The following is a 21,256-nucleotide window of genomic DNA, read 5'->3' on the forward strand; positions in this document are numbered from 1 at the left end:
CCGTGGAATAGCCGGGCGCGAGAGCGCACCGCTTCCTGGAGCATGCGCACCGGCAAAGAACCCGGTTCGCATGCCGCCGGTCAGCCATCCACAGCAAGTCGAATGCCGGATGGGAGTGCGCGCGCGAAAGCCACGTCGCCGGTGTTCGACGACAGCACCGGCCAACGGGCGCTGTTCAGGACTCGAGTCTTGCCTCGAGCGTGATCCTGGCGTTCAGCAGCTTGGAGACCGGGCATCCCGTTTTGGCCCTGTCAGCGGCCGTCTCGAACGCCTGGCGGTCCGCGCCGGGTACCTTTGCCGTCAGAGCCAGGTGAACGGCGGTGATGGAGAACCCGCCGTCGCTCTTCTCCAGCGTCACGGCTGCGGTCGTGCGAATGCTCTGCGCCACCAGGCCCGCTTCGCCGAGCTGGGCGGAAAGCGCCATCGAGAAGCAACCGGCATGCGCCGCCGCGATCAGCTCTTCCGGGTTCGTTCCGCGTTCGTTCTCGAAGCGCGTCCCGAATCCATACGGCGCGTTCGACAGCACGCCGCTTTCGGTCGATAGAGTTCCCTTGCCGTCTTTCAGGCCGCCTTGCCAGACGGCCGACCCAGTCCTTTTCATGATCGCTCCTTCGGTCGTGAGGCCACGCGATGCCGCGGCTGCGCGCATGCCGGCCCTCCCCCCGATTATGCACGGACCGTTGCCAGCGCACTGCGCGAGGCGCAAGATTAGCGGGCGGATTGTGGGCGAGCACGCCGCAGCGGCCGTGTCGGTTGCTGCGCCGCGCTAACCGCGCTGCGACAGGGTGAATGCAAGAAGAGGCGAGCGCGGCGGCCGCACGATGAATCGGGGCCGCCGGCGGATCTCGGTCTCGACGAACCATTTCGCGCGCGGCCAAGTCCAAAATTCACGGGGAAACGGAACGGGTTCATGCGGGTGCGTGCCGGGTGCTCGTCGAACTTTCCGTCGGCAACGCGAACCACTGTCTGCGCGATCGATTTGCCAAGATCGTCCATGGTCCGATGTGCCGGGGTGCGTCAGTTGCTCTCTCCGGATTGGCAACCGCTCGGCGTGATGTACTGAGGAGGAAAGACAATGAAAGTGCTTCGTTTTTTGGATTCTTCGGGCGATCGATCGATCTACTTCGACGACAGCGAGGCGATGGCCCAGGCTCGCGCCGAGGCGCAACGCCTGTTCGAGACGAGCCTTGCGGCGGGCGCGGTGGCGTTCAGCGTGAACCGCGGCGAGGGCAAACCCGATCGCAAGCTGACCCAGTTTTCGCAGGTCGAAGACGAGACCGTCCTCGTTCCGCGGATCGTCGGTGGGTAAGTACACGCCTTTCGCCGCCGCCGGGGTTCCGCGCGACGTGCGACCCGGTGTGAACACAGTGCTGGGCAGCGGTGCTGGATAGCTCGATGGAAGCACTCGCACCCCGTCTTTCCGCCGAGGTTCGCGCAAGGCAGTTGCTGCTGCGTTGTCTCACGCCCGAGCAGCGGGACGAATTCGAGCGTCAAGGCTGCTTCACGGTTCAGGTGCCTGGGTGGGGCCGCTTTCGCGTGTTGCCCCGGACGATGTTCAACGTCCAGGATACGGAGAGCGGCATTCTCTACTGCGCGGCACCGGAAGGCTTGCTGCCGCTTTCCGATCAGCTGCTGGCTCAGAAGCTCGTGCTGGAGAACGATCCGGAGCGGTTCTTCCGCGTGGCGCGGCGCAGGCGCGAAGAAGACTAGGCGCAAGGGCGGCGGAGGGAGCGGCCTGGCCGCCGTGCGTTGTGCAGGGGAGCTGAACTTGCAGCTCGCCGCGGTGGGGCTGTTGCCATCGAAAGTTCGACCGGCCACCCGTGCAGGCCGGGTGGCGGCTCTATCTATCTCAGGAAACTGTCAGGATTCCCGAGGATCGTGGTAGCACTCGCGCAGCATGAGCGCTAGCGGGTGTACACTTTTTTGGTATCGATCCGAAGCGCATCGAAATGACTGTGCGAGTGCTTTCGACTTCTTTCGTTTCCGCCCTCGTTGCGGTGGGCGTCTGGCTCGCCGCTACGATCGCGGCCGCCTGTGTGGAAGGAGATCTTCGGGGCGAGGCTGTCACCCTCGAACGCGAGGTCGGAGCGACCGCCCCGGGGCAAACGGCCTCCATGAACATTCTCGGCATGGGTTATTTCCACGCAGCGGAGATCGTCAAGCGTGGGGGCAGCAGCGACGATACCCTGGTGACGCTGGAGCTGGACGGCCAACCGATGATTACCGCTTCCTTCGCCACGCTGAAGAACCAATGGAACCAGCTCAGCAACCGCTACATGGTGGTCGACGTCCGGGCCACGGGCGACGGCGAGGCGATGACCATCTGGTACTCGCCTGAGCTGCGGTTCAGGACTTTCGCGTCTTTGCGAGTCGAGGTGAACGAGAAGGGGGTCGATTCGCTGCGCATGCGCGCGGTCATGAACAAGCCCGCGCCGCATGAACACCCGTCCGGGCAGCTGACCCTCGCACTGCCCGCCTTCGAGTAACGGCGAGCCAAGGCGAAGGGCGCCTGGCGGCGGGGAAGCGATCAGCCCAGGGCAGCGAGGCGGCCTTTTTGCTGCTGCCGTCGCGCGCGATGCGCGCTCCCTGTTGCCCGCCATCGGTTGCCGCCTCGCTCATTGCTTGTAGGGCTCGACGGAAGTCGCCTGCATCGAGTAAGCGATACTGACGTCGGATGATCCGTCCACCAGATAGAGCGATTTCTTGATGGCGCCGGTGGCCATGCGGCCGGTGACCCAGATTGGCGCGAACAGGGAGACGTTGGCCACGGGCTTGTCCGATTTCACGTGCACGATCTGATTGGGCGGGGGAGGCGGGGTATGGATGCAGGCGCCGACCCAGGGCACCAGAAGGAACTCGGTAATCTCCTTTCCGGAGAATTCCAGGGGCAGAAGATAGCCCGGCAGCCGCACGAGCTGGCCGTTGAGCGATGGTTCCGGCGACTGCGCCCGCAGTTGCGATTCCGCGGCGAGCTGCGCGCGTTTGGCCAGCAGCCCTTCCACGTCGATTCCGGCTTCCTTGAGCTTGCGCGTGGCCGCTTCCGCGTCCTGCTGCTCGATCGCTCCGACCTTTTCGCCGCGCGCCAGCCGGTCGCGGACCTCGGCGATGTCGTGCAGCTGCAGCACCTGATGACGCGTGAGTCGTGCGAACGGATGATCGGGCGAGATCTTCGGCACCAGATCCTTCCATTGCAGCTCGCGGGGCGCGCCCGCGAGGACGGAACAGGCGATCAGGGAGAGAAGCACGGTCAGGAAAACGCGCGCGTGGTCGTTCATGGACATCGCGTGTGCTGGGCTAGATCCGAATGGTCATTCCGTCGGCGAGCGAGTAACGGTAGATCCGGTAGGCGGGAAGCAGACCGATCACCAGTCCCGCCATCGCGACGACAATCATAAGACCGAACTCATGGGTCGAGGGTGGGCCCACGGTGAGGAACAGGCCCAGCCGCGACTCCAGCCAGGGGCGGCCGGCGAGCAGTGCGAGATACAGGGCCGCCAGGCCGACCGCGATCCCCAGCAAAGTCAGGAAGGCGGCTTCCCCCAGCATCAGGCCGAAGACGTGCGCCGGTCGAGCGCCCACCGAGCGCAGGATCGCCATCTCGCGCCGACGCTCAGCAAGGCTGGTGAGCAGCGCGACCAGCATCCCGGCAAGCCCCACGACCAGGACCAGCGCAGAGACCGCGAACAGCGTCTTCTCGATGGCGCCCGCAATCTCCCAAATCTCCTGCAGCGTGACGCCGGGCAGAATGGCGGTGAGCGGCTCACCGGGATATTCGTTGATCACCCGCTGCATCGCCAGCGCGGCCGGCCGCGACTTCAACCCCACCAGGAACGCGCTGATCGTGTGCGCGCTGCCGACGCCGGCCCGATGCTCGTTTGGCGCGCCCTGCAACAGCTCGGCGAGCGCATCGGCGGCCTCTTGCTCCTTTGCGTGCAAGGCATCGAGCCCATCGAGCGTGACGTGAACGGTGCGGTCGACCGGCGTACCGGTGCGCGCGAGCACCCCCACGATCTCGAAGGGCTGTTCCTCGTGCAGCGAGAAGCTGACCTCGCCCGCGCCATGGGCGATCACGAGCCTGTCGCCCACCTTGTAGTTCAGCTTCTCGGCCACCTCGGCGCCCAGCACGGCGTCGTGCGTCTTCTCGAAAACCCGTCCACTGGCCAGTTCCAGGCGCCTGCCGCGCGAGAAGCGGTAGTGCGCGAAATAGTCCGCGGTCGTTCCCAGTACGCGGAATCCCCGGTGCGAGTCGCCCAGGGACAGTGGAATGGTCCAGGCGACTTCCCGCCGCTGCGCGATGGCGCGGTAACTCGCCCAGCGCAGGTTGTTGGTGGGATTGCCAATGCGAAACACCGAGTACAGCAGCAGATGCGCGGGACTCGTGCGCGCTCCTACGATCAGGTCGGTGCCCGAGATCGTGGCGGCGAAGCCCTCCCTGGACTCGGTGCGGATGCGCTCCACGCCGAGTAGCAGCATCACGGCCAGGGCGATCGACAACACAGTCAGCCCCGCAGTCGCCGTGCGGTTGCGCAGGCTTTTCAGGGCGAGTGCAAAGATCATGGGGACGACCGGCTGCTATGCCGCCAGGCGTCCAGCGGCGCGGTTGATCTGGGCGAACTCGATCACGCGGTCGAAGCGCGGCGCGAGCGCCGCGTCGTGGCTGACGAAAATCAGTGCAGCCCGCTCGCGGGCGCACTCGCCGAACAGCAGGTCCAGAAACGCCGCACGCCGGTCCGCATCGAGCGAAGAAGTCGGCTCGTCGGCGATCACCAGCTCGGGCGCTCCGATCAGCGCCCTGGCGGCGGCTACTCGCTGCTGTTGACCGACGCTGAGTTTGGTGACCGGCCGCCGCAACAGCTCCGTCCCCATGTCCAGGCGATCGAGCAGGCGCAGCGCTTCGGCGCGCACGCTGCCGGCCTCCCCGATCGCGCGCGCCGCTCGCCTCCGCGAGAAGCCGCACGGAAGGCACACGTTCTCGATGACGGACAGATAGGGGATCAGGTTGAAGAGCTGGAAAATGAAGCCGATGTGGTCGGCGCGGAACCGGTCGCGCGCGGGCCCGGAAAGACGTCCGATGTCCTGCCCGAGCACGCGCACGCTGCCTTCGCGCGGCGTCGCGACTCCGGCGATCAGGCTGAGCAGCGTGGATTTGCCGCTGCCGCTGGGCCCGCGCAGGAACACCCGTTCTCCCGCCGCCACCCTCAGCCGCTCGATGTCCACGACCGGCGGCGCATCACCCGACCAGGCGAAGCGCAGGTCCGCGATGTCGACCACGGTTTCGGCCCCGACCCTCGCGACGGACATCTCAATATTCCCGATGCGTCATGCTGTATCGGCGAAGCGCCCTGCGGTTTCGTTCCGGGCCTGGGTGCGAAGTCAGCGAGCGGAGACCGCGAAGTCGAGCTTTGCCCGCACACGGTTGCCGTCGGAGACGAGATCCGTGACTGACAGCCGGTTGACCACCACGTCGTAACCCTGGCCCGCCAGCACCTTCTGAACCCCTTCGCGCAGATTGATGTCGATGGCCCGCGGCAGCGCCTGGGTCAGGAGCGCTTGCAGCATCGGCTTGTAGAGCGGATTGGACACTTCGTCGATGCGCAAGTCTTTCAGGCCCAGGCGTTCGCCCGAAAAGTAGGGCTGCCCGGAGAGCGTCACGTCGAAGGCATCGCTCACTCCGGAGCACTGACCGCCGACCTCGATCCCGAGACGACCCGTAAGCCGGCTGGTCAGACTGATCCGACCGCGCGAGATCGCGATGCTGGGCGCGGTCAGGTAGGCGTATTGGCACCGCGTGCCGGCCACGAGATGATAGCGGCCCGCGTCCACGAACAACTGCTGCATCAGCGTCTTCTCGATAGCGGTGTTCTCGATGACGATTTCGGCTGCGGCTCCTGTTCCCGACACCCAGAACAACGCGCCCAACAAGCCGCGCAACCGATCCGGCCCCCGCCCGCGCCTGTGCATCGTTCAGACGTCAACCTTCGTACTTGAACGACAGCAACACCCGGGTACGGTAGGCAACGACGCGCCCGCCGTCGACTTTCATGTCCATCTTGACCACTTCCGCGATGCGCAGGTCGCGCAGCGACTTGGCGGCGGTGTCCACGGCGTTCATCGCCGCGTCTTCCCAGGACTTGGTGCTCGTGCCCACGACTTCGATGATTCGATAGACCGCTTCGCCCGACTTGTCTTTTGCCATGACGCTCTCCTCCTCGCTTTCGGTGAGTCCTGCCGTTTCAGAAAGGCCCGCTTCCGTCACCCAGTCGGTCAATGGTACGCCGAGGCGGGCGGACTTGTATGCGCCCGGACCGTGTCGACGATTCGAGGCGATTTCACTCGAACGGCGGCGGGGCGACGAAGCCCTGATGTTCGCGCTCGAGGAATTTGGCCGCCGCAATGCAGCTCAGGTCTGCATACTGCGGCCCGACGATCTGGACCCCGACCGGCAGGCCATCCGCGGTGAACCCTGCGGGCGCGACCGTAGAGGGCAAATACGCCAGCCCGGAATAACCGGCCCAGAACATCTGGGTCGTCGAAGGCTGCGGCTTGCCGTTCACCGTGATCATCCGCTCCCAGCGCTCGCCCTTCTGGTTGTGCGGGAAGGCGGCGCTGGCCGCCGCGGGACACAGCAGCAAGTCCCACTCGCGGAAGAACTCCGCCCATTTTTGCCGCAGCAGCGCGCGCTTCTCGTTCCAGTGATGCCATTCGCGATGCGTCATGGTGTTCGCGCGGGCCATCCACGCTGGATAGCTGTCGTCGTCCGGCGCGAGGGTCGCGGCCAACGTCTTGTGACGATCGAACTGCTCTTCGGTCAGCGCGGCGCAGGTTGCGCTGCGCAGCAGGTAGATGAACACCCGATGCGCTTCCTCCAGGTCGATGTCTGGCCGGGCCCTTTCGCTCACTTTGGCGCCGGCCCGCGCGAAGCAGTCCGCCGCAGCCGCCACCTGTGCCTGCACCGAATCGTCGACCTCGGCGGTGGCGGCGTTGGTGAGCAGCGCGATCCTGAGCTGTCGGATCGCGGCCTTCGGCTTGGCGAGCGCGACGCGGATGCCGCGCGCCTCCAGCTCGTCCGGCTGGGCCAGGATACGAAGGGCGATTTCCAGGTCCTGCGCGCTGCGCGCGAGCGGCCCGATGACCATCATGTCGCGCGTGGCGAGGTTCGGCGGGAGGTTGTGTCCGCGGATCGGGCACAGCTCGAACGTGGGCTTGTGGCCGAACACCCCGCAATAGTGCGCCGGATTGCGGATCGAGGCGGCGATGTCGCTGCCCAGCTCGAGGCCGGTCAGTCCGGCGGCCAGCGCCGCCGCGGCGCCGCCGGAAGAACCACCCGGCGTGCGCGCGGGATCCCACGGGTTGCTCGTCGTGCCGTAGACCGGATTGAAGCTTTGCCAGTCGGCCAGCATCAACGGCACGTTGGTCTTGCCGAAGATCACCGCGCCCGCGCCCAGCAGCCGGTGCACCGCGAGCGCGTGGCGCTTTGCCACGTTGCCGGTCATGTCCGGGCGGCCCCAGCAGGTGACCAGGCCCTCGACGTCGAAGGATTCCTTGACCGTCATGGGCACGCCGTGCAATGGCCCCCACCAGTCGTTCCTGGCGGCCGCGCGATCGGCTTTGCGCGCGCGTTCGCGAGCGCGCTTTTCGTCGAGCACCACGATGGCGTTGATCTTCGGATTGAGCCGCGCGACGCGTTCCAGATAGCGCTCGAGCAGCTCCACGCAACCGATCTTCTTGCGGCGAATCAGCGCCGCCAGTCTGGTCGCCGGCAGGAATGGAATCGACGCATTCATGAGCAGACCCTGAAGAACTTTGAACCACGGACACGGAGGGCGCGTAGGAGAAGCGGGAGCAAACGAGACAATGATGACCTGGCGATGAGGCTTCGTCGGCACGGCCTGCTTGCTGTACTCGCTGTATACGTTTCCTTCCTGCTCTTGTCCGTGTCCTCCGTGCTTCGATTCAAGTTGCGTTCACTTCGCGATGGGGGCGCTGCCGCCGGCCTTCAACGGCAAGGCGAGCGGGCCGAACGGTGTACCGGTTTCGAGCGAGCCGGACAGGCTGTAGGGCGTCTTATCGCCGCGCAGCAGCGCCAGCACGCCCGTGCCGAGCACGCGTGGCGAGAAGGTAAGCGGAAGGTAGATGGTCGCCGACTGCCCGGGGGCGAGCTTCATGTTGTTGGAGAAGCTGCTTCGTCCCACTTCGGCTTCGCCCAGCGAGACGCTGAGGGCAACCTTGGAAAGGTCGATCGCGAACTGGTTCGTGTTCCTCAGCGTGATTCTGGCGTTGGCCTTGACCTGATCGAGGCTCATGCGGGTCACGTCGAAGGAGACCAGGGAAATGTCTGGCACCGCCGGGATCGGCAGCTCGCCGCTCTCGGACAGCGGCAGATCGATGCGTCCCAGCACCGGGGCGTTCACGGAGAGCGTGAGGTCGGCGCGGTAGGGAATGACCGAGCCGGGGCGCACCCCGCCAAGCGTTCTCGCGAGCGAGGCGAACTGCAGGGAGGCAGGCAGCGCGATCACTTGTGATCGGCGCGCCGGAACCGATTCACGCGGCTGGGCGCTGCCTTGAACGACGGTGCGCCCGCCACTGCTGATCGAATAGGACAGACCGGCGAGCGGCAGGCCCACGGCATAGGGATTCGATACCTCGACGTCGAAAACGAAGTCCACCTTCTCCAGAGTCAGATCGCGCAGGTTCGCGCCCACCACGCGGGCGCTCGGCTTGGGGGCGGTTTCGACCGCGGTCTGAATGGTCTCGCAGCCCGGGATCAGGACCGCGAGGAGGGCCAACAGGTTCGCTCCGGCAAGACGGTTCATGGCGGCGGGGCCAGGATGGAGGATGCCTGCATCGTAGCGCAACGGTGCATTTGCCCTTTCAGGTCAGTGCGCCCGTACCAGTTTGCGGATGCTGCGCAGGGGACGCGGGCGCTCCAGTTCCGGATAGAGCTGCGGCCAGGCGGTGTAAGAGACTTCGCCCACGTACAGGTCGCCGCGTGAATCGATGGCCAGGCCGTGGGGGGCGATAAACTGGTCGGCGCGCAGGCCGGCGACCGGAGTACCGAGGCGGGCCAGCAGTTTCCCTTCGTGCGTCACGATGCTGATGCGCGGACCGAGATTGGGCACATCCCGGTTGACCGCAAGGCCCGGCCCCAGCTCGCCGATGTAACACAGCGGGCGGCGCTGCGCTTCGACGTACAGCGCGCACGGCCGGTGCAGGTTGTTCCATTGCGCCTCGTATTTTCCGTCGCCGTTGAATACCTGCACGCGGTGGTTCTCGCGGTCGGCGACGTAGACCCAGCCGTCGGCGTCGCAACCGATGTTGTGCGGAAGGTTGAACTGGCCGGGGTCCGTGCCCGGTTCGCCCCAGGAGAGCAGCAGCTTGCCGTCGGGAGAGAACTTGTGGACCCGCGCGTTACCGTAGCCGTCCGAGATGTAGATATCTCCGCGCGGCGAAAGCGCGGTATGCGTGCAGCGATGGAACGGCTCGCCGCTCATGTAGGCCGACGGCTTGCCGGGAATGCCGATCTGCAGCAACACCTTGCCTTCCGGCGTGCACTTGCGCACGGTGTGATCGCCGTCGTCGGTGCAGTACAGCGTCTCGTCCGGTCCGATGTGCAGGCCATGCGCGCGGCTGAACAAGCCTTCGCCCCATGAGCGAAGGAAGTTGCCGTCGCGGTCCAGGACGATCATCGGGTGCTCCCCGCGGTTGAAGAGATAGACCCGGTCCCTGGAGTCCACCGCTACGGCGGCGACGTCGGGCATGCTCCAGCCGTCGGGGAGTTTTGCCCAGTCTTCCACCACCCGATAGCGGAATTCGCCGCTGCCAAGAATGGTATGCATGGTTCCCGTCTGCTCCTCTGGTCTGCTCCGGGCCGGCAAGACCGATGCTTTCATGTGCATCGGGTGGCATTCATGTTGCGCAGTCCCACACGGTTCTGCACTGCAAAACCGCTGGCTCGGGGCAGTTGCATTATTGCCCCGATTGCGAGGCAAGTTGCAGTTCCTTGAAATTCCAACGAATAGAACCTGTGCTTGACAAGGCCTCAGGCACGCTCGGATGATGCCACTCCCCGCCAGCACAAAGGCAGTCAAAGACAAGGGTTGAAGCTTGGGGGGAGGAGACGTGCCGGCCGGCGATGAGTCGCCGGCCGGCACATGCTTTTTGGGGAGAGCAAAACAACATGACCGCGCAGCGCTGGCGCCGCAGGCCGGAGGGCTCCACGTGGGGCGACTTCGGCCCCGACGACCAACTCGGACGGCTGAACCTGCTGACGCCGGAAAAGGTGCGCCAGGGGATCGCGGAAGTCCGGGAAGGGCTGACCTTCTGCCTCAGCCTGCCGCTTGACTATCCAGGCGGCAACGTCCTCAATCCTCGCCGCTTCCCGCCCGTGCTCCGGCCGACGCTGCGCAACGGCAGGCCGAACATGGTCTACATCGTGCAGCGCGACAACCCGGACGCGACGGACGTGATCAATGACGACGCCGCGATCCTTCACCTGCAGTATTCGACCCAATGGGACAGTCTTGCCCACGTTGGGCAACTGTTCGATGCCGACGGCGACGGAACGCCCGAGCCGGTGTTCTACAACGGCTTTCGCGCCGGCAGGGACATCGTCGGACCCAGCAACCCGGATGACGCGGGTGCGATCGGCAACGTGCCCGCCAAGCAGACCACTGCGGTGCATGCGCTGGGCGTGGAGAACATGGCGGTGAAGTGCGTGCAGGGACGCGCCGTCATGATCGACCTGTACGCCCATTTCGGCCGCGCGCGGGTCGCCGTGGGCTACGACCAGCTCGTGCGTATCCTCGAGCAGGACAAAGTCGTCGTCGAACCAGGCGACATGGTTTGTCTGCATACCGGCTTCGGTCAGCTCATCCTGGAGATGAACCGCCAGCCCGACGCGCGGGTGCTGGAGGACTCCTGCGCCGCGCTGGACGGCCGCGACGGAAGGCTATTGCAGTGGATCACCGATTGCGGACTGTGCGCGCTCATCGCGGACAACTACGCGGTCGAAGCGCACCCCGCGACCAGTCACCCGGGTCGCTGTGCAACCTTGCCGCTGCACGAGCACTGCTTGTTCAAGCTCGGCGTCAATCTGGGCGAGTTGTGGTACCTCACCGAGCTTGCGAACTGGTTGCGGCCGCGCGGGCGCTCGCGCTTTTTGCTCACCGCACCGCCGCTGCGTCTCCCCGGGGCGGTCGGTTCGCCCGCAACGCCGGTTGCCACCGTGTAGCCGAGCAGAAACCAGGCGCTCGCAGCGCCTTCTTGATCGAAAGGGGATTTCGATGCCCGGACGCGCTTCACCTCTGAGTTCAGTGCAGAAAGCCTGCCGGATTCTCAGTGTGCTCGCGGATACTCCGCGCCGCAGGCTGACCGAGATCGCCACTCACGCCTCGTTGAACAAGGTCACCACGCTGCGCATCCTCGACGTTCTGGTGAAGGAGAGCTTCGTGCGGCGCGACGAAGTGACCAAGACCTACTCGCTCGGGGATCAGGCGCTGGTTCTCGCCGCCGCGGCCCGCGACAGCGACGACGTACGCGCCAGGGCACGTCCCGCCCTGGTGCGGCTCGCGCGCCTGTCGGAGGACACGGTCATCCTCTCGGTGCGTCACGCCGCGGAATCGGTGTGCATCGACCGCGAGACCGGGAGCTTTCCGATCCGCGCGGCGTACATCGACGTCGGCGCACGCCGTCCGCTCGGCGTGGGGGCGGGCGCGCTGGCGCTGCTGGCCTGGCTCTCGGACGAGGAAATCGATGCCCTGCTACCGCAGGTGGCGCCGCGGCTCGCCGCCTATCCGAGGTTTTCGCTCGCTTCGATCCGCGCGTCGATCGAGCGCGCGCGTGCGCAGGGCTATACGCTGGTGCTCGACCAGATCGTGGACCGGATGGGTGCCGTCGGCGTGCCGGTCCTCGGGCTGGACGGCCGACCCATCGCCGCCCTCTCGATCGCAGCCCTGTCCGAGCGGATCTCTTCACGCGTGCCGGAGCTGGTCGCGGCCCTGAAGGAAGAGGCCGCGCGCATCGCCGACCCGCGCCTGCCGGTCCCGCGCGGGGAAGTGATGGCGGCATAGATGCTCCGAGCGGTTCGCCGCTGGTGACTCGTACAGGGCACCGGCTGCTCCTCGCCGAATCATGGGCTGGATCACTGGGGTCGGCGCGACTCCTTTCGGCAAGCACCCGGGGCGTTCGACGCTCGACCTGATGAGCGAGGCGGCGAGCCTTGCACTGGATGACGCGGGGCTCGAACGCGGCGACATCGACGGCCTGATCTGCGGCTATTCCACCACGCTGCCCCATCTGATGCTCTCCACGCTGTTCGCCGAGCACTTCGGGCTCTCGCCGCGCTACGCGCACGCCGTGCAGCTCGGTGGGGCCACGGGATTTGCGATGGCGATGGCCGCTCATCTCTTGACGCAGAGCGGTGCCGCCAAGCGCATCCTGGTGGTGGCCGGGGAGAATCGCCTGACCGGCCAGAGTCGCGAGGCGGCGGTCCAGGCCCTGGCGCAGGTCGGGCACGCGAGCTACGAGGTGCCGCTGGGAGCGACCGTTCCCGCCTACTACGCGCTGGTGGCTTCGCGCTACATGCACGAATACGGTCTCGGGGAAGACGATCTCGCCGAGCTGGCGGTGCTGATGCGCGCGCACGCGGCCACGCATCCGGGCGCACATTTTCGCGAGCCGATCACCGTCGGCGACGTGCTCCGATCCAGGCCGGTGGCAAGCCCGCTCAAGCTGCTGGACTGCTGTCCGGTCTCCGACGGCGGCGCCGCTTTCGTGATCTGCGCGCAGCGCGCCCCTCACGCCGTGAAGATCATCGGCGCCGCCCAGGCGCACACCCATCAGCACGTGAGCGCCTTGGCCAGCGTCACGCGGTTCGGTGCGGCGGAGTCGGCCGGCAGGGCGCTGCGCGAGGCCGGCGCCACGCTCGGCCAGATCGACTATGCCGCGATCTACGACAGCTTCACCATCACTCTGGCAATACTGCTGGAAGAGATCGGGCTCGCGCCGCGAGGGCAATCCGGACGGCTCGCGCGCGAAGGCCATTTCTCGCGCGCGGGCCAGGTACCGCTCAATACCCACGGCGGGCTGCTGTCCTACGGACACTGCGGCGTGGGCGGAGCGATGGCGCATCTGGTGGAGGCGCACCGACAGCTCACCGGCAGGGCGGGCGAGCGTCAGTGCGGCGAGCGGCGGCTCGCGCTGCTCCACGGCGACGGTGGGGTGCTGTCTTCGCATGTCAGCTTGGTGTTGAGCGCCGAATGAACGCGCAGCCCGGAGTGCTCGACTGGATCCGCGGCGAGTCCGGCATCGCCTACCAGCGCTGCGCACGTTGCCGCGCCGTCTGGTATTTCCAGAGAGATTTCTGCCCGCGCTGCGGTGCCCGTGAAACGGCGCGCCTTCAGGCGTCCGGCCGCGGCGTGGTGTACACGATCACGCTCGTGCACCGGGCGCCGCGCGAAGCGCTGCGCGCGCGCACGCCCTATGCGATCGTGCTGGTCGACGCGGAAGAAGGCTTCCGCATGATGGCGCTGGGCGACGCTTCGCTCGCCATCGGCCGGCGGGTGCATGCGCGCTTCCGGCAATTCGGTGACGCACTGGTCCCGTACTTCGAGGCACTCGAGGAATGACCCCGGGGAGAAAGATCGACTTTCGTGCCGGCGGTGCTCGGTATTGCGGGCCATGCCCGAGCGGGAGGCCATGCGCGTGACTTTGCCCGACAAACTGCGTGCTGCGCTGGATCCGAAGTCGGTGGCGATCGTTGGCGCCTCGGACAACGAGAACAAGATCGGCGGGGCGCGCGGACTCGTTAGCGGCGCAGCCGCCCGGCTGCGGGGAGCGCGCCCGCGCCCGCCGCAACAGTACGGCGCTGGCGCCCGCGATCCGCAGGGGAGCCCATGACCTCTTCCGACAAACTGCGTGCTGCGCTGGATCCGAAGTCGGTGGCGATCGTTGGCGCCTCGGACAACGAGAACAAGATCGGCGGGCGCCCGCTTCTCTATCTGCGCAAGCAGGGCTTTCGCGGCCGGCTGTATCCCATCAATCCCAACCGCAAGGAAGTGCAGGGGTTGAAAGCCTATCCGGACCTGTGGGCCGTGCCGCAGACGCCGGAGGTGGCCATCATCGCGGTGGCGGACGAAGCGGCGGTCGACGCCGTCGAGACCTGCGCGCAAGCGGGCGTCTCGGTGGCCATCGTCATGAGTTCCGGGTTCGGCGAGACCGGTACGCCCGATGGCAAGGCGAAGGAGGCGCGCATGCGCGAGGCCGCGCGCGCCGCCGGAATGCGGTTGATCGGCCCCAATACCCAAGGACTGGCCAACTTCGGCACCAGCGCGATCCTGTCCTTTTCGACCATGTTCATCGAGCTGCCGCCACAGGACGGCCCGATCGCGATCGTCAGCCAGTCGGGCGCGATGAGCGTGGTGCCCTACGGCCTGCTCCGCGCGCGAGGGCTCGGCGTGAGACACGCCCACGCCACCGGCAACGACGCGGAGGTCAGCGCCGGAGAGCTGGCCGCGCTGGTAGCGGAAGACTCGGAAGTCAAGCTGCTGTTGCTGTACCTGGAAAGCGTCGCGGACAGCGCGCCGCTCGTTCGGCTGGCACACGTGGCCAGGTCCCGTTCGCTGCCAGTGGTTGCCCTGAAGGCCGGACGCACGGCCGCGGGGCAGGAAGCGGCGCGCTCTCATACGGGTGCGCTGGCCAACGAGGATCGCATCGTCGACGCCTTTCTGGAGCGCCATGGGATCTGGCGTGCGCAGAACACCCAGGACCTCGTGCGTGCGGCGGAGGTCTATCTCAAGGGCTGGCGGCCGCGCGGCAAGAAAGTGGTGGTGATCAGCAATTCGGGCGCGGTGTGCGTGATGGGAGCGGATGCGGCGACCCAGACCGGGCTACAGATCGCCGCGCTGTCGGACGACACGCGCGCGCAGCTGAAGAAGATACTTCCCGGCTTCGCGACGGTCGCCAATCCGATCGACATCACCGCGGCCCTGCTGACCAACAGCCGCCTGTTCTCCGACATCCTGCCGGTCGTTGCCAAGGACCCGTCTGCCGACGCGGTGGTGATCGGCATTCCGGTGGCGGGGCAAGGTTACGACATCGATGCCTTCGCGCGCGATACCGGCGCGTTTGCGCGCGAGACGGGCAAGCCGGTGGTCGCCGCCATCACCCAGGCCTCGATTGCCAGGCGTTTCCGCGAGGAGAAGGTGCCGGTTTTCGAGACCGAGGCCGAAGCGATCGCCGCGCTCGCCCAGTTTCTGAATCACGCGGAACTCATGCGCAACGCGCCCCGCGCCGACAGCGCGCCCGCGCACCGGACCCTGCCCGCGGCTTCGATCATGCTCGATGAAGCGCAAAGCCTGGCGCTCGCCGGGCGCTTCGGAATCCCTGTCGTGGAGCACCGGCTGTGCGCGACTGCGCAGCAAGCGCTGCATGCCTTCGCTAGGCTCGGCGCACCCGTCGCGGTCAAGGGTTGCTCGAGGGACGTGGTGCACAAGTCGGAAATGGGTCTCGTGCACCTGGGGCTGACCAACCAGAAGGGGGTCAGGCGCGCCTTCGAAGCGGTCAGGCACGCACTCCTGCAGCGCGGTTGCGCCTTCGACGGCGTTATCGTGGCGCGCATGGCACGCGGGCGTCGCGAGCTGATGGTCGGCGCGCGGCGCGATCCGGCCTTTGGGCCGGTCGTGATCGTCGGGGACGGCGGAAAGTACGTGGAAGTCATGCCCGACGCGCGGGTGTTGCTGTGGCCGTTCGACGAGGAAGCGGTGCTCAGGGCGCTGACCCGGCTGCGCATCGCGCCACTGTTCGCCGGGGTGCGCGGCGAGCCCGCGCTCGACGCGGCGGCCGTGGTGCAGGTGGTCATGGCGGCGGGACGCTTGATCGCGGACCCTGCGGTGGGTGTTGCCAGCATGGACCTCAATCCGCTGATCGTGGGCGCACAAGGCGAGGGATGCCGGGTGGCGGACGCGGTGGTCTACGTGGACGAGAGGCGGAGGCGCGAGGCCGGAGGGGGGCAGTGAGGTGGAGCCTTCGGCGGCAATGCAAGCGACCCGTCAGGAAACGACCAGCGCTTCGCTTCCGGCCGCGAATCGCAGCCAAAGAACACGTCGCCGATCGGCGACGGTAGTGCTGCGCGCCTCGGCTTGCGGGCGGCTGCAGCCAGCCTGGCGTCGGTGCGAACGCAGCTCGGATTGCCCGCGCACCTCGCTTGCTTGGCTGCGCCCGATCGCGCTTCGAGCAGTGCTTGGCTGAAGCGGCCGGCCACGCCCGCCGCGAGCGCGGTTCGAGCTCGCAGGCCGGAGCCGTCAGAGCGCTTGCGCCAGCCCATAGATTCCGAAGCCCGCGATCGCGGCCGCCGAGGCGAGATTCGCGGCTCGTATCGCCGCGGGCTGCAGCAGCAGGTGCAGGCCCGCCCCGAGGAAGGCATAGGCGAGCTGGGCGGGCAGGCTGCCGAGGAAGATGAAAACGGCATAGCGCGGCACGTCTTCCCAGTGGTGCGTCAGGGGCAACTGCCCGGCGAACGACAGGAAGAGCAGGATGGTGAGGGGGTTGGCGAGGGTCAAAGCGTAGGTCGTGGAGAATCCGACCGCGCGCGAGGCGTAACGGGCCTTGTCGTGGCGCGCGGGGGGACGTGTCCAGGCGGTCCAGGCGAGCCGTGCTCCGAGCGCGAGCAGCAAAACCGAGCCGGTGCCGGCCAGCATGCCGCGATGGGCCGATAGCCACCCTTCGAGGCGCGCACCAAACGCGAGCGCAATCACCGCGTAGGTGAAGTCGGCGATGGCCACACCGAGCGCGCAATCCGCGGCCTTGCGCCAGCCGTGTTTCAGCCCGACGTGCATGACGTAGAGCGCGAGCGGGCCGACGGCCGCGCCCACGGCCAGCCCGAACAGAAAGGCGCGAATCTCTGCCAGTTCGCTCATCACGATTCCGTGGTGCTCATTGTGCCCGCGCGCAGGCGCAAAGCATCGATTTTCCCTCTACAAAGTGGTTGACAACGTTCTATGTGCTGTGCATTCTCTGCACCGCATGCGTAGCATGACAGCACGACGAGCCATATATCGCGACCTTTCATGGGAGATTTGAAGATGGCAACTGCCAAGAAGAAAGCGAAGAAGCCTGCGAAGAAGGCGGCGAAGAAGGCCCCGAAGAAGACCAAGAAACCCGCCAAGAAAGCCCCGGCAAAGAAAACCGCGAAGAAAGCGGCCAAGAAGAAATCCGGTGCGAAGCGCAAGCCCAACGCGGCCTTCATGAAGCCGATGACACCCGACGCGACGCTCGGCGCAGTGATCGGCAACAGCCCCATGCCTCGCACCGAGGTGACCAAGAAGCTGTGGGCTTACATCAAGCGTAACGGCCTGCAGGACACCAAGAACAAGCGCATGATCAACGCCGACGACAAGCTGCAGGAAGTCTTCGGCGGCAAGAAGCAGGTCTCGATGTTCGAGATGACCAAGCTGGTCGCCAGGCACTTGAAGTAGACGACAGCACGAGCATTCCCGCGGCCGGCGGCGAGCGCGTCGCTGCCGGCCCCATCCCTCCAGGGCCAGCTCCCGGCCCCGCGTTATCTGGCGCCGCCTCACGGTGCATACCGCGCGTCGAATCCCTCCCCGCGCCCGCAGCTAGGGTTCTTTTCGCATCCCCTGCGCCTGCCACACCGAACGTGTTGACACGACTTCGTTCGCGCGCGTGTAATGAGGCCCGACCGATCTGGATTCACCCGTTTCGAGGCGAACGCAGAGGTCTTCACGGCGGGCGAGGCATGCCGTGAAAGCACGGACGCATCTCAAAGGAGGAGGCCATGATCCGTAATGCTCATTGGGCGGCGACGATCGTCGCCGCCACACTCGGCATCTGCGCGAGTTCCGCCCACGCGCAAGCCGCAGCCGAGTGGACTACGTACGGCGGGGACAGCGCGCAGACCCGCTACAGCGCGCTGTCGCAGATCAATGTGGGCAACGTTCACAAGCTCAAGGTCGCCTGGGTCATGCAGCTCGGTACGCTGGAGGCCCAGGAATCCACGCCGCTGGTTATCGGCGACACGATGTATGTCACCACGTCTCACGGGCCGCGCTACGTCTATGCGCTGGACGTGAGGACCGGTGCGATCCGCTGGAAATACGAACCCGAGATCCCGGGCGACTATCAGCAGTTCGCTTGCTGTGGCGTGGTGAACCGCGGTGCCGCCTATGCCGGCGGGCGCTTGTTCGTCACACGTCTCGACGGGCACCTCGTCGCGCTCGACGCCCGGACCGGCAGGGAATTATGGGACGTGAAGGTGGTGGACTATACCCAGGGCTCGGCGATCACCTCGCCGCCGACCCTCGCGAAGGATCTGGTGATCACCGGTTTCGCCGGCGGAGAGTACGGAGTCCGCGGTGCGATCACGGCGTACCGGCAGGCGACCGGCGAACTGGTCTGGCGTACGTATACCGTGCCCGGACCGGGCGAGCCGGGAAACGAGACCTGGAAGGACGATTCGTGGAAGCGTGGAGGCGGCTCGGTCTGGCTGCCGGGTTCTTATGATCCGAAGCTCGATCTGCTCTACTTCGGCACCAGCAATCCCGGGCCGTGGGGTGCGTCGGTGCGCGGGCCGGACTCCAGCGACTATGGCCAGTACACCAACCTCTACACCGCAGCCACCCTGGCGCTCGATGCGGACACGGGGAGGATCGTCTGGTATTACCAGACCACGCCCTACGACGCCTGGGACTACGACGGCGTGAACGAAGCGGTGCTGGCGGACGTGACGATCGGGGGACGGAAGATCGCCGCGGCACTGAAGGCGGATCGCAACGGCTTCTTCTACGTGCTGGAGCGCGCCACCGGCAAGCTCGTTTCCGCCGAGCCTTTCGTCCACGTCAATTGGGCCAGAGGCATCGACAAGGCGACCGGACGGCCGATCGAAAACCCGGAAATGCGGCCCAAGCTCGACCAATGGGCGCGCGGCATCTGTCCGAATCTGTTCGGAGGAAAGAACTGGGAGCCGATGTCCTACAGTCTTCAGACGGGCCTGGTCTACATCCCGACCTTCAACCTGTGTATGGACATGGTGGGCAAGACCGAGGAATACCAGCGCGGGAGGTTCTATCTCGCTTCCGAGTTCGAACTGGGCAAGGCCGGGCCCGGAGGATTCCTCTCCGAAATGATCGCCTGGGACCCGGCCAATCAGAAGAAGGTCTGGGGCATCAAGGAAGAGCTGCCTTACATGGGCGGAGCGCTGTCGACCGCCGGGGGTCTGGTCTTCTACGGCAACATCAACGGCTGGTTCAAGGCGGTGGACGCGAAGAGCGGCAAGGAACTCTGGAAATTCAACTGCGGTTCGGGCATCAGCCAGGGACCCGTCACCTTTCAAGTTGGCGGCAAGCAGTACGTGGCGGTCGTATCCGGGCGGCTGAAGACGCCGCCGTCCTTCCTGGGTCCGATCGGAGAAAAGGTCTTCGCGGCGAGCCCGGAAGGCGGCGCGGTGTTCGTCTTCGAGCTGGGAAGCTGACGGTTCCGAACGCAATCGCAGCGGCCGGGATGGCGCGCAAGCCCCATCCCCTGTCGCGTGCCATCGCTCCATGAGCGTGCGGCCCGCGAAACCGGCCGTTGCCGCCGCACTGTTGTCGGTCGCCCTCGGCGCGCCCTGCGCCGCGCCAACGGCGCTGAAGAATCCGTTCGAGGGCGACGAGCAACGCGTCGAGGAAGGCAGGAGCCTGTTCAACCAGTATTGTTCGCACTGTCACGCGCCCAACGCGCAGACCGGCGAACGCGTGCGCGACGTGCGCCGCATGAAGATCCGCTACGGCGAGCGGATGACCGAAGTATTCTGGAAGACGGTGCAGGAAGGACGGGTTGACCGCGGCATGCCGGCCTGGCAGGGTGCGCTCCCCGAAGAAACGTTGTGGAGCATTTACACGTTTATCCAGTCGGTGCAGAAAGAACGCTGAGAGCGATGCCCGGAATGAAGGGAGGGCGCACATGGTGAACTGGATCCGCGACCTGTCGGCGAAGGAGCGCAAGACGCTGCTGGCCGCCTATGGCGGGTGGTCGGTCGATGCCTTCGACTTCATGATCTACACCTTCGTCATTCCCACGCTGATCGCGGCGTGGGGCATGACGAGAGGCGAGGCGGGCATGATCGCCACCTCGGCGCTGCTCGCTTCCGCGGTCGGCGGCTGGGCCGCGGGGGCGCTGGCGGACCGCGTCGGGCGCGTGCGCATGCTGCAGATCACGATCGCCTGGTTCGCGCTGTTCACGTTTCTGTGCGGTTTCACGCACTCGTTCGAGCAGCTGCTGATCGTGCGCACGCTGCAGGGCCTGGGCTTCGGTGGCGAATGGGCGGTCGGCTCGGTCATCATCGGCGAAATCATTCGCGCCGAGCACCGCGGCAAGGCGGTGGGCACCGTGCAGAGCGGCTGGGCGATCGGCTGGGGTGGAGCCGCTTTGCTGTTCACCGTCTTCTTCTCGGTTCTGCCCGAGGAGTTGGCGTGGCGCGTGCTGTTCTGGGTCGGACTGCTTCCGGCGCTGCTGATCCTCTATATCCGCCGCAACGTCGCCGAGCCCGAGGTGTTCGAAGCCACGCGCAGCCACAGGGAGGCGCGGGGCGGCAGCTTCCTCGAGATTTTTTCCGCGCGCCTGCTGCCGACGACTGTGCTTGCCAGCCTGGTGGCCACCGGGATGCAGGGCGGCTACTACGCGATTACGACCTGGTTGCCGACCTATCTCAAGACGGTACGCGGACTCTCGGTGCTCGACACGGGCGGCTATCTCATCGTGGTCATCGCCGGCGCGCTGGCCGGTTACCTGGTCGCGGCCTGGCTGTCCGATCGCATCGGACGGCGCAACACGTTTTTCCTGTTCGCCGTGTGCTCGGCCGCCAGCGCGGTGATCTACACCCTGCTGCCGATCAGCGACGCGCTGATGCTCGTGCTGGGATTTCCGCTGGGCTTCTTCGTGTCCGGCAATTTCAGCGGTGTGGGTGCCTTTTTCACCGAGCTCTTCCCCAGCCGCTGCCGCGGGTCGGGGCAGGGGTTCTGCTACAACTTCGGGCGCGGCATCGGGGCGCTGTTCCCGGCCCTGGTCGGTTTCCTCAGCGCGAAACTGGGTCTGGGTGCGGCGATCGGGCTTTTCGCGGGGGCGGCCTACGTGCTCGTGATCCTGGCGGTGGCTCTGCTGCCGGAGACCCGGGGGAAGACCCTGGCGGTGTACGACTGAGAAACCCGTCATTGACGCTGCGGGCGATCCCAGCATAATCCCGCCTGCGCGGCGAACATCCCTCTCG

At 66.4% G+C, this 21,256-nt stretch carries 24 protein-coding genes; 13 read left to right on the forward strand and 11 right to left on the reverse strand.

Translation table 11 applies throughout. The features are described from left to right. Positions 1-175 precede the first annotated feature (175 nt). Positions 176-601, reverse strand: coding sequence for an OsmC family protein (locus VNM24_15345; GenBank protein ID HWQ39957.1), 426 nt, complete (start codon positions 599-601; stop codon positions 176-178). A 474-nt stretch (positions 602-1,075) separates the two neighbouring features. On the opposite strand from VNM24_15345, the gene VNM24_15350 reads away from it, so the two are divergent. The 3 genes from VNM24_15350 (at position 1,076) to VNM24_15360 (ending at position 2,486) form a co-directional block, all read left to right on the forward strand. After that, the gene (locus tag VNM24_15350) at positions 1,076-1,309 is read left to right on the forward strand and encodes a hypothetical protein (GenBank protein HWQ39958.1); all 234 of its coding nucleotides are present in this window, start codon (positions 1,076-1,078) and stop codon (positions 1,307-1,309) included. Between the two features lie 86 nt (positions 1,310-1,395). Next, positions 1,396-1,710, forward strand: coding sequence for a hypothetical protein (locus tag VNM24_15355; protein ID HWQ39959.1), 315 nt, complete (start codon positions 1,396-1,398; stop codon positions 1,708-1,710). A gap of 239 nt (positions 1,711-1,949) precedes the next feature. Next, on the forward strand, positions 1,950-2,486 hold the full coding sequence (locus VNM24_15360) for a hypothetical protein (GenBank protein HWQ39960.1): 537 nt from the start codon (positions 1,950-1,952) through the stop codon (positions 2,484-2,486). Positions 2,487-2,615: 129 nt separating this feature from the next. Here the strand turns inward: VNM24_15360 and VNM24_15365 are convergent, their stop codons facing one another. The 8 genes from VNM24_15365 to VNM24_15400 all read right to left on the reverse strand — a co-directional run bounded on the left by VNM24_15365 (position 2,616) and on the right by VNM24_15400 (position 9,836). Next, the gene (locus tag VNM24_15365) at positions 2,616-3,281 is read right to left on the reverse strand and encodes a DUF3299 domain-containing protein (protein HWQ39961.1); all 666 of its coding nucleotides are present in this window, start codon (positions 3,279-3,281) and stop codon (positions 2,616-2,618) included. 13 nt (positions 3,282-3,294) lie between these two features. Next, complete coding sequence (locus VNM24_15370) at positions 3,295-4,557, reverse strand: ABC transporter permease (GenBank protein HWQ39962.1); 1,263 nt, start codon at positions 4,555-4,557, stop codon at positions 3,295-3,297. Positions 4,558-4,572: 15 nt separating this feature from the next. Next, a complete protein-coding gene (locus VNM24_15375; protein HWQ39963.1) occupies positions 4,573-5,301 on the reverse strand; it encodes an ABC transporter ATP-binding protein in 729 nt (242 codons plus the stop codon). Positions 5,302-5,373: 72 nt separating this feature from the next. Further along, entirely contained in the window at positions 5,374-5,961 is a 588-nt protein-coding gene (locus VNM24_15380; GenBank protein HWQ39964.1) for a hypothetical protein, read from the reverse strand. A gap of 10 nt (positions 5,962-5,971) precedes the next feature. Then, positions 5,972-6,196, reverse strand: a complete 225-nt coding sequence (locus tag VNM24_15385) for a dodecin family protein (GenBank protein HWQ39965.1) — start codon at positions 6,194-6,196, stop codon at positions 5,972-5,974. A gap of 133 nt (positions 6,197-6,329) precedes the next feature. After that, entirely contained in the window at positions 6,330-7,784 is a 1,455-nt protein-coding gene (locus VNM24_15390) for an amidase (GenBank protein HWQ39966.1), read from the reverse strand. Between the two features lie 180 nt (positions 7,785-7,964). After that, positions 7,965-8,786 carry an LEA type 2 family protein gene (locus VNM24_15395; GenBank protein HWQ39967.1) on the reverse strand — a complete coding sequence of 274 codons (822 nt, stop codon included), beginning with the start codon at positions 8,784-8,786 and terminating at the stop codon, positions 7,965-7,967. 90 nt (positions 8,787-8,876) lie between these two features. After that, positions 8,877-9,836, reverse strand: a complete 960-nt coding sequence (locus tag VNM24_15400; GenBank protein HWQ39968.1) for a peptidyl-alpha-hydroxyglycine alpha-amidating lyase family protein — start codon at positions 9,834-9,836, stop codon at positions 8,877-8,879. A 341-nt stretch (positions 9,837-10,177) separates the two neighbouring features. Between VNM24_15400 and VNM24_15405 the strand changes: the two genes are divergently transcribed. The 6 genes from VNM24_15405 (at position 10,178) to VNM24_15430 (ending at position 16,013) form a co-directional block, all read left to right on the forward strand. Beyond that, complete coding sequence (locus tag VNM24_15405; GenBank protein ID HWQ39969.1) at positions 10,178-11,230, forward strand: cyclase family protein; 1,053 nt, start codon at positions 10,178-10,180, stop codon at positions 11,228-11,230. 52 nt (positions 11,231-11,282) lie between these two features. Continuing rightward, complete coding sequence (locus tag VNM24_15410) at positions 11,283-12,068, forward strand: IclR family transcriptional regulator C-terminal domain-containing protein (protein ID HWQ39970.1); 786 nt, start codon at positions 11,283-11,285, stop codon at positions 12,066-12,068. A 61-nt stretch (positions 12,069-12,129) separates the two neighbouring features. Next, a complete protein-coding gene (locus VNM24_15415; GenBank protein HWQ39971.1) occupies positions 12,130-13,260 on the forward strand; it encodes a thiolase family protein in 1,131 nt (376 codons plus the stop codon). Further along, entirely contained in the window at positions 13,257-13,625 is a 369-nt protein-coding gene (locus VNM24_15420; GenBank protein ID HWQ39972.1) for an OB-fold domain-containing protein, read from the forward strand. Before VNM24_15415 ends, VNM24_15420 begins: the two co-directional genes overlap by 4 nt. A 52-nt stretch (positions 13,626-13,677) precedes the next feature. Next, a complete protein-coding gene (locus VNM24_15425) occupies positions 13,678-13,896 on the forward strand; it encodes a hypothetical protein (protein ID HWQ39973.1) in 219 nt (72 codons plus the stop codon). Then, positions 13,893-16,013, forward strand: coding sequence for an acetate--CoA ligase family protein (locus tag VNM24_15430; protein ID HWQ39974.1), 2,121 nt, complete (start codon positions 13,893-13,895; stop codon positions 16,011-16,013). The genes VNM24_15425 and VNM24_15430 overlap by 4 nt, the downstream gene beginning before the upstream one ends. Before the next feature lie 285 nt (positions 16,014-16,298). On the opposite strand, the gene VNM24_15435 is transcribed toward VNM24_15430, so the two are convergent. Further along, positions 16,299-16,913, reverse strand: a complete 615-nt coding sequence (locus tag VNM24_15435; protein HWQ39975.1) for a LysE family transporter — start codon at positions 16,911-16,913, stop codon at positions 16,299-16,301. After that, the gene (locus VNM24_15440) at positions 16,913-17,296 is read right to left on the reverse strand and encodes a hypothetical protein (protein ID HWQ39976.1); all 384 of its coding nucleotides are present in this window, start codon (positions 17,294-17,296) and stop codon (positions 16,913-16,915) included. The genes VNM24_15435 and VNM24_15440 overlap by 1 nt, the downstream gene beginning before the upstream one ends. Between VNM24_15440 and VNM24_15445 the strand changes: the two genes are divergently transcribed. From VNM24_15445 to VNM24_15460, 4 genes are all read left to right on the forward strand, one after another. Then, positions 17,295-17,471: an SWIB/MDM2 domain-containing protein gene (locus VNM24_15445; GenBank protein HWQ39977.1), complete on the forward strand. Its 177-nt coding sequence runs from the start codon at positions 17,295-17,297 to the stop codon at positions 17,469-17,471. The genes VNM24_15440 and VNM24_15445 overlap by 2 nt on opposite strands. A gap of 320 nt (positions 17,472-17,791) precedes the next feature. After that, entirely contained in the window at positions 17,792-19,483 is a 1,692-nt protein-coding gene (locus tag VNM24_15450; protein HWQ39978.1) for a PQQ-dependent dehydrogenase, methanol/ethanol family, read from the forward strand. A gap of 70 nt (positions 19,484-19,553) precedes the next feature. Next, complete coding sequence (locus VNM24_15455) at positions 19,554-19,922, forward strand: c-type cytochrome (GenBank protein HWQ39979.1); 369 nt, start codon at positions 19,554-19,556, stop codon at positions 19,920-19,922. A gap of 31 nt (positions 19,923-19,953) precedes the next feature. After that, positions 19,954-21,189 (forward strand): MFS transporter, encoded by a 1,236-nt coding sequence (locus tag VNM24_15460; protein ID HWQ39980.1) that lies wholly within the window; start codon positions 19,954-19,956, stop codon positions 21,187-21,189. Positions 21,190-21,256 lie beyond the last annotated feature (67 nt).

The organism is Burkholderiales bacterium, assembly GCA_035560005.1.
GTDB lineage: Bacteria > Pseudomonadota > Gammaproteobacteria > Burkholderiales > Eutrophovitaceae > DASRFY01.